9 protein-coding genes and 3 pseudogenes are annotated in these 14,523 nt (G+C 66.0%); 3 read left to right on the top strand and 9 right to left on the bottom strand.

Annotation, left to right across the window (positions count from 1 at the left end; genetic code table 11):
* Nucleotides 1-13: 13 nt before the first annotated feature.
* The 4 genes from OC159_RS01765 to OC159_RS01750 form a co-directional block, all read right to left on the bottom strand.
* Nucleotides 14-1,153, bottom strand: a complete 1,140-nt coding sequence (locus OC159_RS01765; RefSeq protein WP_265499438.1) for a sensor histidine kinase — start codon at nucleotides 1,151-1,153, stop codon at nucleotides 14-16.
* Between the two features lie 89 nt (nucleotides 1,154-1,242).
* Nucleotides 1,243-2,475 carry an AGE family epimerase/isomerase gene (locus OC159_RS01760; protein ID WP_265499437.1) on the bottom strand — a complete coding sequence of 411 codons (1,233 nt, stop codon included), beginning with the start codon at nucleotides 2,473-2,475 and terminating at the stop codon, nucleotides 1,243-1,245.
* A gap of 11 nt (nucleotides 2,476-2,486) precedes the next feature.
* Entirely contained in the window at nucleotides 2,487-4,784 is a 2,298-nt protein-coding gene (locus OC159_RS01755; RefSeq protein ID WP_265499436.1) for a Tex family protein, read from the bottom strand.
* Nucleotides 4,785-4,820: 36 nt separating this feature from the next.
* On the bottom strand, nucleotides 4,821-7,370 hold the full coding sequence (locus OC159_RS01750) for a cation:proton antiporter (RefSeq protein ID WP_265499435.1): 2,550 nt from the start codon (nucleotides 7,368-7,370) through the stop codon (nucleotides 4,821-4,823).
* A gap of 163 nt (nucleotides 7,371-7,533) precedes the next feature.
* Here OC159_RS01750 and OC159_RS01745 point away from each other — a divergent pair, with 163 nt between their 5' ends.
* The gene (locus OC159_RS01745) at nucleotides 7,534-8,601 is read left to right on the top strand and encodes an alkene reductase (protein ID WP_265499434.1); all 1,068 of its coding nucleotides are present in this window, start codon (nucleotides 7,534-7,536) and stop codon (nucleotides 8,599-8,601) included.
* Nucleotides 8,602-8,653: 52 nt separating this feature from the next.
* Here OC159_RS01745 and glnA read toward each other — a convergent pair whose 3' ends face one another.
* Complete coding sequence (glnA, locus tag OC159_RS01740; RefSeq protein ID WP_265499433.1) at nucleotides 8,654-10,060, bottom strand: type I glutamate--ammonia ligase; 1,407 nt, start codon at nucleotides 10,058-10,060, stop codon at nucleotides 8,654-8,656.
* Between the two features lie 81 nt (nucleotides 10,061-10,141).
* Nucleotides 10,142-10,480: a P-II family nitrogen regulator gene (locus tag OC159_RS01735; RefSeq protein ID WP_265499432.1), complete on the bottom strand. Its 339-nt coding sequence runs from the start codon at nucleotides 10,478-10,480 to the stop codon at nucleotides 10,142-10,144.
* Nucleotides 10,481-10,635: 155 nt separating this feature from the next.
* On the opposite strand from OC159_RS01735, the gene OC159_RS01730 reads away from it, so the two are divergent.
* Nucleotides 10,636-12,150, top strand: coding sequence for an NAD(P)H-hydrate dehydratase (locus OC159_RS01730; RefSeq protein ID WP_265499431.1), 1,515 nt, complete (start codon nucleotides 10,636-10,638; stop codon nucleotides 12,148-12,150).
* A gap of 182 nt (nucleotides 12,151-12,332) precedes the next feature.
* On the opposite strand, the pseudogene OC159_RS01725 reads toward OC159_RS01730, so the two are convergent.
* Nucleotides 12,333-12,737: pseudogene (locus OC159_RS01725) on the bottom strand (transposase).
* 242 nt (nucleotides 12,738-12,979) lie between these two features.
* Here OC159_RS01725 and OC159_RS01720 point away from each other — a divergent pair.
* On the top strand, nucleotides 12,980-13,459 hold the full coding sequence (locus OC159_RS01720; protein ID WP_265499430.1) for a hypothetical protein: 480 nt from the start codon (nucleotides 12,980-12,982) through the stop codon (nucleotides 13,457-13,459).
* 281 nt (nucleotides 13,460-13,740) lie between these two features.
* Here the strand turns inward: OC159_RS01720 and OC159_RS01715 are convergent.
* Both OC159_RS01715 and OC159_RS01710 read right to left on the bottom strand, forming a co-directional pair.
* Nucleotides 13,741-13,939 (bottom strand): annotated as a pseudogene (locus OC159_RS01715) (IS3 family transposase); the annotation flags it as partial.
* 27 nt (nucleotides 13,940-13,966) lie between these two features.
* Nucleotides 13,967-14,329 (bottom strand): annotated as a pseudogene (locus tag OC159_RS01710) (IS66 family transposase); the annotation flags it as partial.
* Between the last annotated feature and the right edge of the window lie 194 nt (nucleotides 14,330-14,523).

Below are 14,523 nucleotides of genomic sequence, written 5' to 3'. Positions count from 1 at the left end.
GCGCTTGCGCTGCTCAATCGCGCGGGGCGGGATCGGTTCCCATCGAAGCGGGCGTACCCGGTGCCGGAGGCTCGATGACCAGCGACACGTCGACGGCAGCACCGCCAAGCGCCGAGGCGCGAAAATTCAGATCGCCGCCCATCTCGGTCGAATAGATGCGGCAGATCTGCATGCCCAGGCCGCGCGACCGCGCCGGGTCGAAGCCGTCGGGAAGCCCAGGGCCGTCATCCTCGACCGAAAGGACCAGCTTGCCGCGGCGTTCCGACAGGCGCACGACAATCCGCGTCTGGCGGTCTGGGCCGCCATGCTTGACGGCGTTGCCCATCAGCTCCGCAAGGATCTGGCCGATCGCCGCCGCCTGCGAGGGACTCGACTGGACCTGGCCGGACAGCTCGACCTCGATGTCGAGGTGGCAGTTCAGCGCCCCGCACAGATCCTTGGCCAGCGACGAGAGATATTCGGACAACTCCAGCCGTCCCGCGCCTGGGTCCAGATGCAGCTGCTCGTGCACGCGGGCCAGGGTCACGATGCGGCTTGCGGCCTCGGCCAGCAGGCTGCCCGCGTCGCTGCCCGCGTGGGTGCGCGCCTGCAGCCGCAATAGGCCGATGACGGCAGCGAAGCTGTTCTTGACCCGGTGGTCGATCTCTCCCAGCAGGATCTTCTGCCGGGCCAGTGCGGCGTCCTTCTCCGCGACCTCTTCCTGCAGCCGCAGACGTGCCGTCACCGTTGCCGTGATGTCGCGAGAGATCGAGACGATGCGTTCGATCTGCCCCGAAAGCCCGCGAACCGGGGCCGAGGTCACATGCCACCAGCGGGGCGTGCCGGTGAAGGTGGGCCGATAGGCTTCGAAGGTGGTGATCTCACCCCGACGCGCGGCCAGGATCATGCTTTCGACCATGCTGCGCTGCTCCTCGGGCCACATCGAGGTCCAGAGCCGGTCCTCGATGGTGCTGGCGTCGTCGATCTCCATCGCGACCACGCCGTTGCTGTTCATGAAGCTGACGCGGCCGTCAAGCTCGATCAGCTTGATGCAGTCGGGCGAGCTGTTCAGGATGGACAGCGCGAAGGCACCTTCGGAACCTGCCAGCAGGTCCAGGGCACGAAGGTCCGGGTTGGCGCTGCGCGGATCGGCAGGCGCGATCTTGTTCGGCAAGGAAGTCACTTTCGAGGCAGGTCGCGGGCGCGCCGCATTCGTCACGGTTGGCAAGCTTGCCGGGGCCTGTCAAGTGCCCGGGCCGTGGATCAGTCGTGCGCCGCCCGCAGCGGTTGAAGCCGGGCCAGCGCCGCCCCCTGGCGCGAGAGATCGGGCACCAGCGGCAGCAGGTCCGCCTGCAGCGCGTGGTAGATGTCGGGCTTGCCCGAGAACTGCGCAGCCGACGGTCGGTCCGCTGCATCCAGTTCCGGGACCCACCCGCCCCGCCGATGGTCGACCAGATGCCGGTCGGCGAAGGACCAGAGCCTGCGGTACCAGCGCTCGTCCTCGGGGCACGGATCCAGCTTGATCAGGGCGGCAAGCGCCCCGATGGCTTCGGTCACCGGCCACCAATAGCGCGCGGCGTTGTCCACCCGGCCGTCGCGCAAGGTATAGACAAGGCCCCCGCGATCCTGATCCCAGGCATCGGCCAGCGCCGCCCCGACAAGCGCCCGCGCCTGCTGCGGCGCATCCGTGCCGGGCCGGCCCGCCAGGTCCCACCAGTGCAGCAGAAGGCGCGCCATTTCGAAGCTGTGGCCGGGCGTCGTTCCGGCGGGACGGAACATCGGATTGCCAGCATAGCCGTGATCAGGCTGCCAGCTGTCGTCGTAGTGCTCGGGGATGCGCCAGCCGTTCGCGGCGGCCTGTCCCCCGATGAAGAAGTTCAGGATGCGACCGGCGCGCAACAAAAAGACTGCCTCGCCCGTGGCCTCGTGCGCTGCCAACAGCGCCTCGACCCCGTGCATGTTGGCGTTCATGCCGCGATAGGTGGAGAAGACCTGCCAGTCGCGCGTGAACTCGTCACGGAAAAGCCCCGCATCCTCGTCCCAATAGTGGCGGTCCAGCACGTTGCGGATGTCGTTCAGCAGCCGGTCCGCGTCGGGATGCCCGACCATTCGGGCCGAAGACGCCGCCAGCAGGACGAAGACATGTCCGTAGGCCAGCTTGGTCCCGTCGCCGATGCCGTCGCTCGTCACCGACCAGAGGTAACCGCCGTGGTCCGGGTCGCGGTGGCGGTTCCACAGATCATCCATCCCCCGGTCGATGATGCCGGCGCGATCTGGCCTGCCTGCCAGCTGCGCCAGCGCATAGGAGTGGACCAGCCGCGTCGTCGTGTGCAGCTCTTGCAGGTCGCGGGGCAGCGGGCGGCCGTCGTGGTCCAGCGCCCGGAAACCGCCATCGGGATCCTGGCTCGCGTCGAAGAAATCCAGCGCGCGATGCGCATCGGCAATCAGGAAAGCGCGGTGGTCGGCGTCGTCCAACACAGTCGGGGCAGCAGTCATCGTTGTCCCTTTCAGCGCTTGCGCAAGGCGTCGGCCAAGGCCGATCCGAAGGCGCCCTGCCCGGCCTGCGGCGGCGCGGCCTTGGCGGCCCGCGGCTTGCCTTGCGGCTTCGAGCGGGCCTCGGCGGGTGCCTGGCCACCATCCTTGCGCATGGTCAGGCCAATGCGCTTGCGGGCCACATCCACCTCGGTCACGCGGACGCGGACCACGTCGCCGGCCTTGACGACCTCGTGCGGGTCCTTGACGAAGCGGTCGGCCAGCTGGCTGACATGGACCAGCCCGTCCTGATGCACGCCGACATCGACGAAGGCGCCGAAGGCCGCCACGTTGGTCACGGTTCCTTCCAGCTGCATGCCCGGGCGCAGGTCCTTGATGTCCTCGACCCCATCCGCAAAGCTGGCGGTGACGAAGCCGGGGCGAGGGTCGCGGCCGGGCTTCTCAAGTTCGGCCAGGATGTCACGCACGGTCGGCAGGCCGAAGTCGCTGGTCACGAAATCCTCTGGCTTCAGGCGCTTCAGCACCACGCCGTCGCCCATGGCCGCGCGCAGATCGCGGCCGCAGGCGGCGACGATCTTGCGCGCCAGGCCATAGGCCTCGGGGTGGACGGCCGAGGCGTCCAGCGCCTCGTCTCCGTCGCGGATGCGCAAAAAACCCGCGGATTGTTCGAATGCCCGCGGTCCAAGCCCCGCGACCTTCTTCAGCGCCGCCCGCGACCGAAAGGCGCCCTGCGCGTCGCGATGCGTCACGATGGCCTGCGCCAGCGACGGCCCCAGCCCCGCCACATGCGCCAGCAGCGGCGCCGAGGCCGTGTTCAGGTCCACGCCAACAGCGTTCACCGCATCCTCGACCACGGCTTCCAGCGACTTGGCCAGCTGTCGCTGGTCCACGTCGTGCTGGTACTGGCCAACGCCGATGGACTGAGGCGGCACCTTGACCAGTTCTGCCAACGGGTCCTGCAGGCGCCGCGCGATGGACACCGCGCCGCGCAGCGACACGTCGAGGTTGGGGAACTCCTTCGCAGCCAGTTCGGACGCCGAATAGACCGAGGCCCCGGCTTCGGACACGATTACCTTGGTCGGCGCCTTCACGCCTTTCGGCAGGTGCTTCAGAACCTCGGCCACAAGGCGCTCCGTCTCTCGGCTGGCGGTGCCGTTGCCGATGGCGATCAGGTCGATTCCGTGGCGCGCGATCAGCGCCAGCAGCGTGGCCTCGGCGCCGCGCAGGTCGTTCTTGGGCTGGAAGGGATAGATCGTCGCCGTGTCCAGCAGCTTGCCGGTCTGGTCCACGACCGCAACCTTGCAGCCGGTGCGGATGCCTGGATCGATTCCCAGCGTCGCGCGCGGCCCCGCGGGCGCGGCCAGCAGCAGGTCGCGCAGGTTGCGGGCAAAGACCGCGATTGCCTCGTCATGGGCGCGCTTGCGCAGATCGGTCAGCAGGTCGATATACATCGTGTTCGACAGCCGCACCCGCCAGGCCCAGCCAGCGACACCGCGCAGCCAGTCCGCGCCCGGCCCCTGCCCGACCGGCCCCAGCCCCTGCGCCACGATCCCCTCGGCCCGCGCTGCCCCCGTCTCGGGATCGGGCGAGATGTCGATGGTCACCACCTCCTCCCTGGCGGCGCGCAGGATTGCCAGGGCGCGGTGGCCGGGGATGCCGGCCCAGGTTTCGCGATGGTCGAAATAGTCGCTGAACTTGGCGCCCGCCTCGTCTTTCCCCGCGACCACGCGGGCCGAGATGAACGCCTCGCGCCGCATGAAGTCGCGCAGCTTGCCCAAGACCTCGGCATTTTCGGACAGCTCTTCGACCAGGATGTCGCGCGCCCCGTCCAAGGCGGCCTTGGGCGTTTCGACGGGGCCCTGCACGAAATCGCGGGCCAGCGCCGACGGGTCGCGCGATGCGTCGGACTGGATGGTGCGCAGCAGCGGCTCCAGCCCGTTTTCGCGAGCGGTCATCGCCTTCGTGCGGCGCTTGGGCTTGAACGGCAGGTAAATGTCTTCCAGCGCGGCCTTGGTTTCGGCCACCGCGATGGCGCGGGCCAGATCGTCGGTCAGCTTGCCCTGATCGCGGATCGAGCCCAGGATCGCCGCGCGGCGTGCCTCCATCTCCCGCAGATAGCCGAGGCGTTCGGACAGGGTGCGCAGCTGCGTGTCATCCAGACCACCGGTGACCTCCTTCCGGTATCGCGCAACGAAGGGCACGGTGGCGCCGCCGTCCAGAAGCCCCGCCGCGGCGCTGACCTGGGCGGGCGTGGCCGCGATTTCGGTGGCGATCTGCCGGGCGATGCGGCTGGCGGTCTGGGCGGCGTCCATGGGGAACCCTTCGGTCGTGATCTTCAGGTCGCCTGTCTAGCCTGCCGCCCGCGCCTCGCCAAGCGGGGCGTCGATCTGCATCTCGGGCAGGCGCAGCACCTCTTGCCCGGCCGCCTTGCCGGTCAGGCTGGCACGGACCGCCTCGCGCAGTGCGGCCGAGCGCTTCAGCACGCGGCGAAAGTCGACTTCGTCCAGCACCAGAAGGCTGGTGGGGGTGATCGCTCGGACCTCGGCCCGGCGGAGGCGGCTGGTCAGGACGCCCATCTGCCCGAACATCTCGCCCCGACCAAGCCGGATCGACTGGCCCGCAACTTCCTGCTCGACCGCGCCAGAGGCCACGAAGAAGACCGTGCGCGCCGGCGTGTCCTTGCGGGTGATGATGTGGCCCGCATTGACATAGCGTGTGCGGATCGCCCGAGAGAGGCGCTTCATCTCGCCGTCGTCAAGGTCGGCGAACAGCGGGAACTGGCGCACCAGGTCGTTCTTCCTCAGCGCCAAGTCCAGCTTGGGCCGCCCCTCGGTCGCCGCGCGGCGGCGGGCGATGTCGGCCATCAGCTCGGTGTGGACCTCGGACCCGATCAGCCCGTCTTCGCGCATCGCCGCGTATTCGCGTTCCTCGAGGCGCAGCGCTGTGCGGCGGATGAAGCGGCGCTCCAGCTCCTCGGCATAGCCGGGATACTGCAGGCGCAGACCCTCCAGCGCGGTGTCCACCGCCTCGATCCGGCGGTTGAGCATTTCGTGCAGCAGCTCGGCCACGCGGCGGCCGTGGATGCGGCGGATACGCCGGTCGATGAAGCCGTGAAGATCGCGCAGGATCAACCGCTTGGCCAGCAACTTCTCGAACCGGTCTGCGGTCATCCGCGCCAGCTGCCCCGGCATGCCGAGGCGATTGCGCAGAAAGGCCGCAAAGCGGAAGGCCGGGCCATAGCGCAGACTGGACCGCGCCGCCCGCTGATAGCCGGTCCGTCCGCCGGACCGTGCGCCCTCGATCAACCGGTCGGCGTCGAACAGCGCCTGTTCCGACAGCCGGGCCGAAATCGCGCGCTCGCGGAAACGCTGGAGGATCACCTCTCGTTCGTGGCCCGCCAGCGCGATCAGGCCAAGCGTGATGCGATCGCGGTCCAAGATCTCGGCGTTGTCCTCGGCCTCGGCGCGCTCGACCGCCTCGTCAAGGCGGGCGCCGAAGCGCTTGGCCTCGGAGCGGACGGTTTCGCGTGTCAGGTCATAGTTTTCGGTCGCCGAAGCAACCCCCTCCCGCACCGTCTGCAGGGCGACGGCAACGACCTGGTTCGACAGCGCGCGATCCAGCGGCGACAACTTGTCCAGTCCCAGAAGCCCGATCACCCAGCGCAGCGTCGTCCCCTGCACGATCAGTGTGAAGACCGTGAACCCGGTGGCGACGATGCCAACCAGCCGCTTGGTTTCCACCGGCACGCGCAGGCTTTCGGTCACCGCCAGCGCCAGCGCCAGGGTGACAGCGCCGCGCAGTCCGCCCCACATGATCGCCACGCGATAGGGGCGCTGGATGCGCGGCGACAGGTGCAGCGCCGTCAACAGCGGCAGCAGTCCGAACAGGATGATGGCGCGGGCGACGAAAGCTGCCACGACCACGACGACGACAAAGCCGAGGTCCGTCAGCCGCAGTTCCACCAGCAGGCGCGGGATCAGCAGCGCGGCCAGAATGAAGATCAGCGCCCCGGCCCAGTGGGCCAGAAGGCCCCAGATCTCGCGCAGGTTGACCCAGAAGCCAGGCGCCAAGCGGCCCGGTCCCATGAAGTTCAGCGTCAGACCGGCGGCCACGACCGCCACGACGCCCGACGCGCCCGCCAACCGCTCCGCGCCGATATATGCAAGATACGGCACCGCGACCGAGACGGAAATCTGCGCCGTCTCGAAGCGGGCGAACAGGCTCATCAGGATCAGGGCAAGGCGTGCGACCAGCCAGCCCGCCAGCGCGCCGCCGAAGATCAGCGAGGGGAACTGGCCCACGGCCTCGCCGAGGCTGGGGTTGGGAACGCCCATCATGACGAAGCCCATGAACAGGCCAAAGAGCGCGATGGCGGCCGCGTCGTTCAAAAGGCTCTCGCCCTCGATGATCCGCGCGAGGCGCTTGGGGGCGGAGAGCGACCGGAAGATGCTGACGACGGCCGAGGGGTCGGTGGTCGACACGATCGAGCCGATGAGCAGGCAGACCATCAGCGGCAACCCGCTGATCCAGGACAGCGTGAAGCCGATGGTCAGCGTGGCCACGACGACGGCGACCACGGCCAGCGTCAGGATCGGCACCCAGTCGTCCAGCATCCGTCTGATGTTCATCTCCAGCGTGGCCTGGAAGATCAGCGTCGGCAGGAACACATACATGAAGACGCTGGAGCGGATCGGAAGCGACAGGATGCCCTCGGCGATCGGGTTCAGGGTATCGGTCAGTTCGGTCCGCAGCACGAAGATCGCGCCGCCGCCGATCAGGATTCCGATCGCGGCCAGCATCACGCTGAAGGGCAGCGACAGGCGCGCCGACAAGGGTTCGGCCGCAGCGATCACCAGGAACAGGAAGGCCGTGAAGGTAGTCAGCAGAACGATATCCATGTTTTCCGGATACTGGCAGATCCTCCCCGAGGGAAGCGCTTCGCGCCCTGAACCGCGAAGGTTTCGCGCGGCTGACGCCGATGTGACAGTTCGCGTCCGGCTTGAAATCTGCAGACTCTGCACACAGTTGCTGTTGCCCTAGTTTCAGTTGAAGGAAATCCCAATGTCCTCGATGTTCGAGCCGGTGACCCTCGGGGCGGTGACGCTTCGAAACCGCATCGTCATGGCGCCCCTGACCCGCAGCCGCGCCGGCGACAAGCGCGTCCCGAACGACCTGATGGCCGAGTATTACCGCCAGCGTGCGGGCGCCGGGCTGATCCTGTCGGAAGCCACCAGCGTGACCCCCATTGGTGTGGGTTACGAGGCGACGCCGGGCATCTGGAACGACGAGCAGGTGGCCGGCTGGTCGCAGGTGACCCAGGCCGTTCACGAACGCGGCGGGCTGATCTTCCTGCAGCTGTGGCATGTCGGGCGCATCTCGGACCCGCAGCTTCTGGACGGGCAGCTGCCGGTCGCGCCTTCGGCCATCCAGCCCGGCGGCCATGTCAGTCTGCTGCGCCCCAAGCGGCCCTACGTGACCCCCCGCGCGCTTGGCACCGAAGAGATCCCCGGCGTCGTCGAGGCGTTTCGCAAGGCCGCCGGGAACGCCCGCCGCGCAGGCTTCGACGGTGTCGAGATCCACGGCGCCAACGGCTATCTGATCGACCAGTTCCTGCAGGACCGCGCCAACCGGCGCGACGACGCCTATGGCGGCAGCATCGAGAACCGGACGCGCCTGCTGGAGGAGATCGCGGATGCCGTCATCGGCGTCTGGGGCGCGGACCGCGTCGGCCTGCACCTTGCGCCGAGGGGCGACGGGCACGACATGGGCGACCGCGATCCGCGGGCCCTGTTTACGCATGTGGCCCGGCAGATGGGCCGGCGCGGCCTGGCGTTCCTGTGTCTGCGAGAGCATGTGGCCGAGGACAGCCTGCTGGACGCCATCCGCGCCGCCTTTGGCGGACCCGTCATCGCGAACGAGGGGCTGACGCGCGAGACGGCGCAGGACCTGCTGGACCAGGATCGCGCTGATGCCGTGGCTTTCGGCCGCGACTTCATCGCGACACCCGACCTGCCGGAGCGCTTCCGCCAGGGCCTGCCGCTGAACGAGCAGGACGCCGCGACCTTCTATGCCGGAGGTGCCGAGGGCTATACGGACTATCCCGTCCGCACCGGCATCGCGGCCGAATGACGAAGAAAGGGCGGTCCTGCGACCGCCCTTTCCCGTTCCGGCTGCCGAAGGATCAGCAGCTGTAGTACATCTGGTATTCCACCGGATGCGGCGTGTGTTCGTATGCGTAGACCTCTTCCCACTTGAGCGCGATATAGCCTTCCAGCTGGTCGCGGGTGAACACGTCGCCCGCCAGCAGGAAGTCCATGTCCTTCTCCAGCTCTTCCAGCGCTTCGCGCAGGCTGCCGCAGACGGTCGGAATTTCCGCCAGCTCTTCCGGCGGCAGGTCGTAGAGGTCCTTGTCCGACGCGGGGCCCGGATCGATCTTGTTCTTGATGCCGTCCAGCCCGGCCATCAGCAGCGCCGCGAACGCCAGATAGGGGTTGGCCGCCGGATCGGGGAAACGGGCCTCGACGCGCTTGGCCTTCGGGCTTTCGGTCCACGGGATCCGGACGCAGCCCGACCGGTTGCGGGCCGAATAGGCGCGCAGAACCGGGGCCTCGAAGCCGGGGATCAGGCGCTTGTAGCTGTTGGTGGCGGGGTTCGTCAGCGCGTTCAGCGCCTTGGCGTGCTTCAGGATGCCGCCGATGAACCACAGTGCCTCCTGCGAAAGGTCGGCATACTTGTCGCCCGAGAACAGCGGTTTGCCGTCCTTCCAGATCGACATGTTGACGTGCATCCCCGACCCGTTGTCGCCCTTCATGGGCTTGGGCATGAACGTCACCGACTTGCCATAGGCATGGGCGACGTTGTGGATGACGTACTTGTACTTCTGGATGTTGTCGGCCTGCTCGACCAGGCCGCCGAAGATCAGGCCCAGCTCGTGCTGCGCGCTGGCAACCTCGTGGTGGTGCTTGTCGACCTTCATGCCCATGCGCTTCATGGTGGTCAGCATCTCGCCGCGGATGTCCTGGGCCGCATCGATCGGGTTCACCGGGAAATAGCCGCCCTTGTGGCCGGCGCGGTGGGCCTGGTTACCCATCTCGTATTCGGTGTCCGTGTTCCAGGCGGCGTCGGCGGCGTCGATCTGGAACGACACCTTCTGCGGCGTGACCGAATAGCGCACGTCGTCGAAGAGGAAGAACTCGGCCTCGGGGCCGAAATAGGCGGTGTCGCCGATACCCGAGGACTTGAGGTAGGCCTCGGCCTTGGCGGCGGTGCCGCGCGGATCACGGCTGTAAGGTTCACCAGTGTCGGGCTCGACCACGTTGCAGTGCACGCAGAGCGTCTTTTCGGCATAGAACGGATCGATATAGACCGACGCCGGGTCCAGGATCAGTTTCATGTCCGACTGGTCGATCGACTTCCAGCCCGCGATCGAGCTTCCGTCGAACATGAATCCTTCCTCGAAGAAGTCCTCGTCGACCAGATCGACGTCCAGCGTCACATGCTGAAGCTTGCCCTTGGGATCGGTGAAGCGGACGTCGACATAGGCGACCTCATCATCCTCGATCAGCTTCAAGACGTCCTTGATTTCCATCTCTTCCCTCTCTTCGTAGTTGCGACCCGGCGGCCGTGGCGACCGGGTGCAGAGATTTTGTGTTGTTCTGTCGGGCCGCGATCAGACCGCGTCGTCGCCCGTTTCGCCGGTGCGGATGCGGATCGCCTGTTCGACGGGCAGGACGAAGATCTTGCCGTCGCCGATCTTCTCGGTGCGGGCGGCGCCCACGATGGCCTCGATGGCGGCGTCGACCTGGTCGTCGGGCAGCACCATCTCGATCTTCACCTTGGGCAGGAAATCGACCACGTATTCGGCGCCGCGATACAGTTCCGTATGTCCCTTCTGGCGACCGAAGCCCTTGACCTCGGTAACGGAAAGGCCCTGCACGCCGACTTCCTGCAACGCCTCCTTCACATCGTCCAGCTTGAACGGCTTGATGATCGCCTCGATCTTCTTCATCGCAATTGATCCTTCCTCGCGGCTTGCCTGAAGACTGATTGGCGCGTTTGGTGGGTGGCGTAAATGAGCCAGCACCGTCTGAGCAAGCCAGAACGGCAGGACCCCTGCCAACTGTTCATTTTTTGCTCACGTTGATCGTTAAATAGGCAACTCCGATGCTCGAAACCTGCGAAATCCGCACCAGCGCCCAAATGCGCGCCATCGAATCCCGCATGATCGGTTCCGGGGCAGTTTCTGGTGTCTTGCTGATGGAGCGCGCAGGAAAGCGGGTGGTCGAGGCGATTCTGGCGCAATGGCCCGATCTTGTGTCCAGCGGTGATCGATCCGCCCTGGTCCTCTGCGGATCGGGCAACAACGGCGGCGACGGGTTCGTGATCGCGAGGCTGCTATCGGCGATGGGGTGGCGGGTCGAGGTGCTGCTCGCCGACGACCCCACAAAGCTGCGGCCGGACGCCCGTCTGAACCACGACCGCTGGCGGGCCATAGGTGGCGTCTTCAACGATCCCACACGCATTTCCCGACGAGCCGATCTGGCTGTGGATGCCCTGCTTGGCATCGGGCTGGATCGTCCGATCGATCCCCTGGCCCCATTCATCGCGGCGCTGCGGACGGCATCGCACCTGGTGGCGGTCGACATCCCGAGCGGCCTCTGCGCTGACAGCGGTCGGGTCATCTCCCGGTCGTGCACACCGGCAGCGGCCGACCTGACAGTGACATTTCATTGCAAGAAGCCCGGGCATCTTCTGGGTCAGGGGCCGTTGCTCTGCGGGCATGTCGTCGTGGCCGATATCGGTCTGCCGCAGGCGCCTTCGCATCTGCGGCAGGTCATCGGCGCCGATCTGGCGAAGCGGCAGGGACACAAGTTCGACCACGGCCACGCGCTGATCATCGCTGGCGGCCGCTGGAAGGGCGGCGCCGCGCGCCTCTCGGCCCGGTCCGCGCTGAGGATCGGGGCGGGGCTTGTCACGATCTGCCCACCGGCCGACGCACTGGCAGAGCATGCCGGTCCGCCGGACGCGCTGATGCGGCACCCGCTGGACGACGCTTCGGATCTGGCGGCGACGTTGCGGGACGACCGCATCTCGGCCATCTGCATTGGCCCGGGATGCGGCGTGGATCGGGCGGCAGCCCTGCTGCCGGTCGTCCTGCGCTCGGGCCGCCCGGCCGTGCTGGATGGCGACGCGATCACCGCCCTTTCGCAGCGACGTCTGCCGTTCCAGGATCTGCACCCGGCCTGCATTCTGACGCCGCATGCAGGAGAGTTCGCGCGTCTCTTCCCGGACGTGGCCGAACAGTTGAAGGAGCCTGTTCTGAAAGGGCCCGCCTGTTCGCGCATCGACGCGGCGAGCGAGGCCGCCGCGCGATCCTCGGCGGTCGTCCTGCTGAAGGGACCGGACACGGTCATCGCCGATCCCTCTGGCCGCGTGCTTGTCCATTCCGCCGCCGACCTGCCCTGGCTTGCAACCGCCGGGGCGGGTGACGTTCTGGCCGGGCTTATCGTCGGCCTGCTGGCCAGGGGCTTCGCCACCCCTGACGCTGCCGCTGCGGCCGTGCTGGCCCATGCGACGGCGGCACGTAACTTCGGCCCGGGGCTGATCGCCGACGATCTGCCCGAAGCAGTCCCGGCTGCACTTCGTGTGCTGCAGGCGCGTTTGCCCTCTCGCGCCTGATCACGGGCTTTGCTATCAGCCACCATGTTGCGGGTGTGGCGAAATGGCAGGCGCACGAAATTTAGATTGCGATGAAAATCGTCACTCGCCGACATCCTGACATGTAGAGATTACAGGACAAACTGCGCTCGAAATGTAAGACGCTGCGCAAGATCTGTTGCCGCCATTTCACGGACACTAGGTCATGTTGACAAATGGCGGATCCAGAGGCGGATCGAGGTGATGTCGATGAAGCCCGGGAAGATCTTTGCGGTTTAATCGTGGCGGATGGGGACGCGGCGGGCGTTCTTGAGCTTGTTGAAGCACCGCTCGACAAGGTTCCGCAGCCGGTAGAGCTTGCGGTCGACAGCCACGCGCAGCTTCCGTGACTTCCGCACGAAACCGGCGGTAGGCGCTGGACCACTTGCCGAGCTCATCGGGCAGGTCGCGCCAACGCGATCCCGTCCGTGCGATCCAGAAAATGCCGTCCAGAACAGGACGATGGTTCAGGGGTTTGCGCCCGTTCGGCGCGCGGACGGCCAGGATGGAGCGTTCATGGAACGCCACTCCTCGTCCGGCATCAGGTCCCGTGCGAATTTGGTCTCCATCGCAGATACCAGCTTGAACCATGATCAGCGCGACCTGTGAATCCCTTTTGTCAACACAGCCTAAGCTTGCATACATTGTGGTGTCCGCTAGTCACGGAGGGGCGCGGCACGCCTTCAAGGCGGGAGGCAGATCGGCTTCGATAGCTGCCCGAAAGGCCAAGTCGACTCGGATCGATGTTCACAGCTACATCAACCGCAGTTTTGTCCGTTCTTTTCTCTCCATCACCTAAAGGAAGCTCATAATGAAGCTTGCCATCGCCTTTGCCGCGCTGCTCGGCACTCCTGCCTCAGCAGCCACTCTTCACCAGGGTGACAAGTGGGTCGGTCAACTCTCGGGTCAGCAAACCCTGACCTTCGAGGCGCCCTATGCGACGCCTTGCGGAAACGGGAACTGGTCCGGCTGCAGCTATCAAGCGGGCGGTTCCATTCTTGCTGTCGATGATCCGACGAAGTGCGGCGGCTGGTGCGGAGAGACGCTGCACACGTTCAACATTGATGCCTACCAACCACAGGCGACCTGGACCTTCGACTTCACCAAGTGGGCAAACAAGTTCGTCCTGGTTCACCTGACGGGGCAGAACCCGGTCAACTTCACCTTGGCGGCTGAGGAAATGCAACAGCCGGCACCCGTGCCGCTGCCTGCCCCCGCCATTTTGCTTCTGGCCGCATTGGGTAGCTTCTTCGGCCTGCGGAGACATCGCCGCGCCGAGGAAGCAGCTTAGCCGATCAAGGGTCCTCAGAAAGCGAAGAAACCGCCCCCCGGCGTTGTGCCGAGGGGCGGACGGATCGAAGAGTGGAAGTGGGCGCTAATGAAAGAGCGCCTGCGCTGGCAGAAATGGCACATCTGCCTCCGTCAAACTTCACATTTTTTAAAATTATCTCTCATACTCAGACGTCTTTCGCCAAACGCGTAAGGACAGGACAGGAACGATTAGCGAATGTTGTGACAGCCGGAAGTCGGTGGATAGATCTTAGAACCGGTCAAGTTGTAGAATAACATTGATCACGGTCGCCGCAGTTTGAATAGCCCGGCAGTTTCGTGGACGCCCTCACGTCTCAACACGTGCTGCCGTTCGAACTCGGCGGGTGACAGCATCCTGTTCCTCGCGTGCTTGCGCATCGGGTTGTAGAACATCTCGATGTAATCGAACACGTCCTGCCGTGCCTCTTCGCGTCCGGTAGGTTCTGCGCCTGATCCTCTGGAATCGGTGTTTGAGGCGCACCTTCTTTCAGCTTGATGGCTTGAAGTTCCAAGGCAGCAGTTTGTCGATTTCTGCCTGCGGATGACCGGCGGCGACGGCTTCCAAGGTCGCCTTGAGATAGGCGGAGGGTTCGACGCTGTTTATCTTTGCGGTGGCAATCAGTGAGGCTCTACGCGTCCAGGATCGACCGCCTTCGTCATGGCCGGCGAAGAGCGCATTCTTGCGGGTCAGGGCGATAGGGCGGATCAGGTTCTAGACGCTGTTGGAGTCGATCTCGACACGGCCGTCGCGCAGGAAGGTCTGCAACCCGTCCCAGTGGCGGTGGATAAAGGCCAGTTTCTCGCCGAGGCGCGACTTCACAGATACGCGCCGACGCTGCAGCTGCAGCCATTCGAAGACGACGCCGGGCGGGTCTGCCTGCCCCGCCCCATGACCGGTCATCGCGCGCCAAGGCCCAGAGATAGGTAAGCGGCGTCTGAGCCCCACGTTGCTTAGCTGAGGCGGTATTGCGAAGTCCTTTTCATCGTTTGATGGGAATGCGTTTCGCAATGTGTGCCAAGAATTCGTTTCTCACTTCCCTGGGT

The sequence above is a fragment of the Paracoccus beibuensis genome (assembly GCF_026162625.1).
Lineage (GTDB): Bacteria > Pseudomonadota > Alphaproteobacteria > Rhodobacterales > Rhodobacteraceae > Paracoccus > Paracoccus beibuensis.
This window is presented reverse-complemented; position numbering and strand designations above follow the sequence as displayed.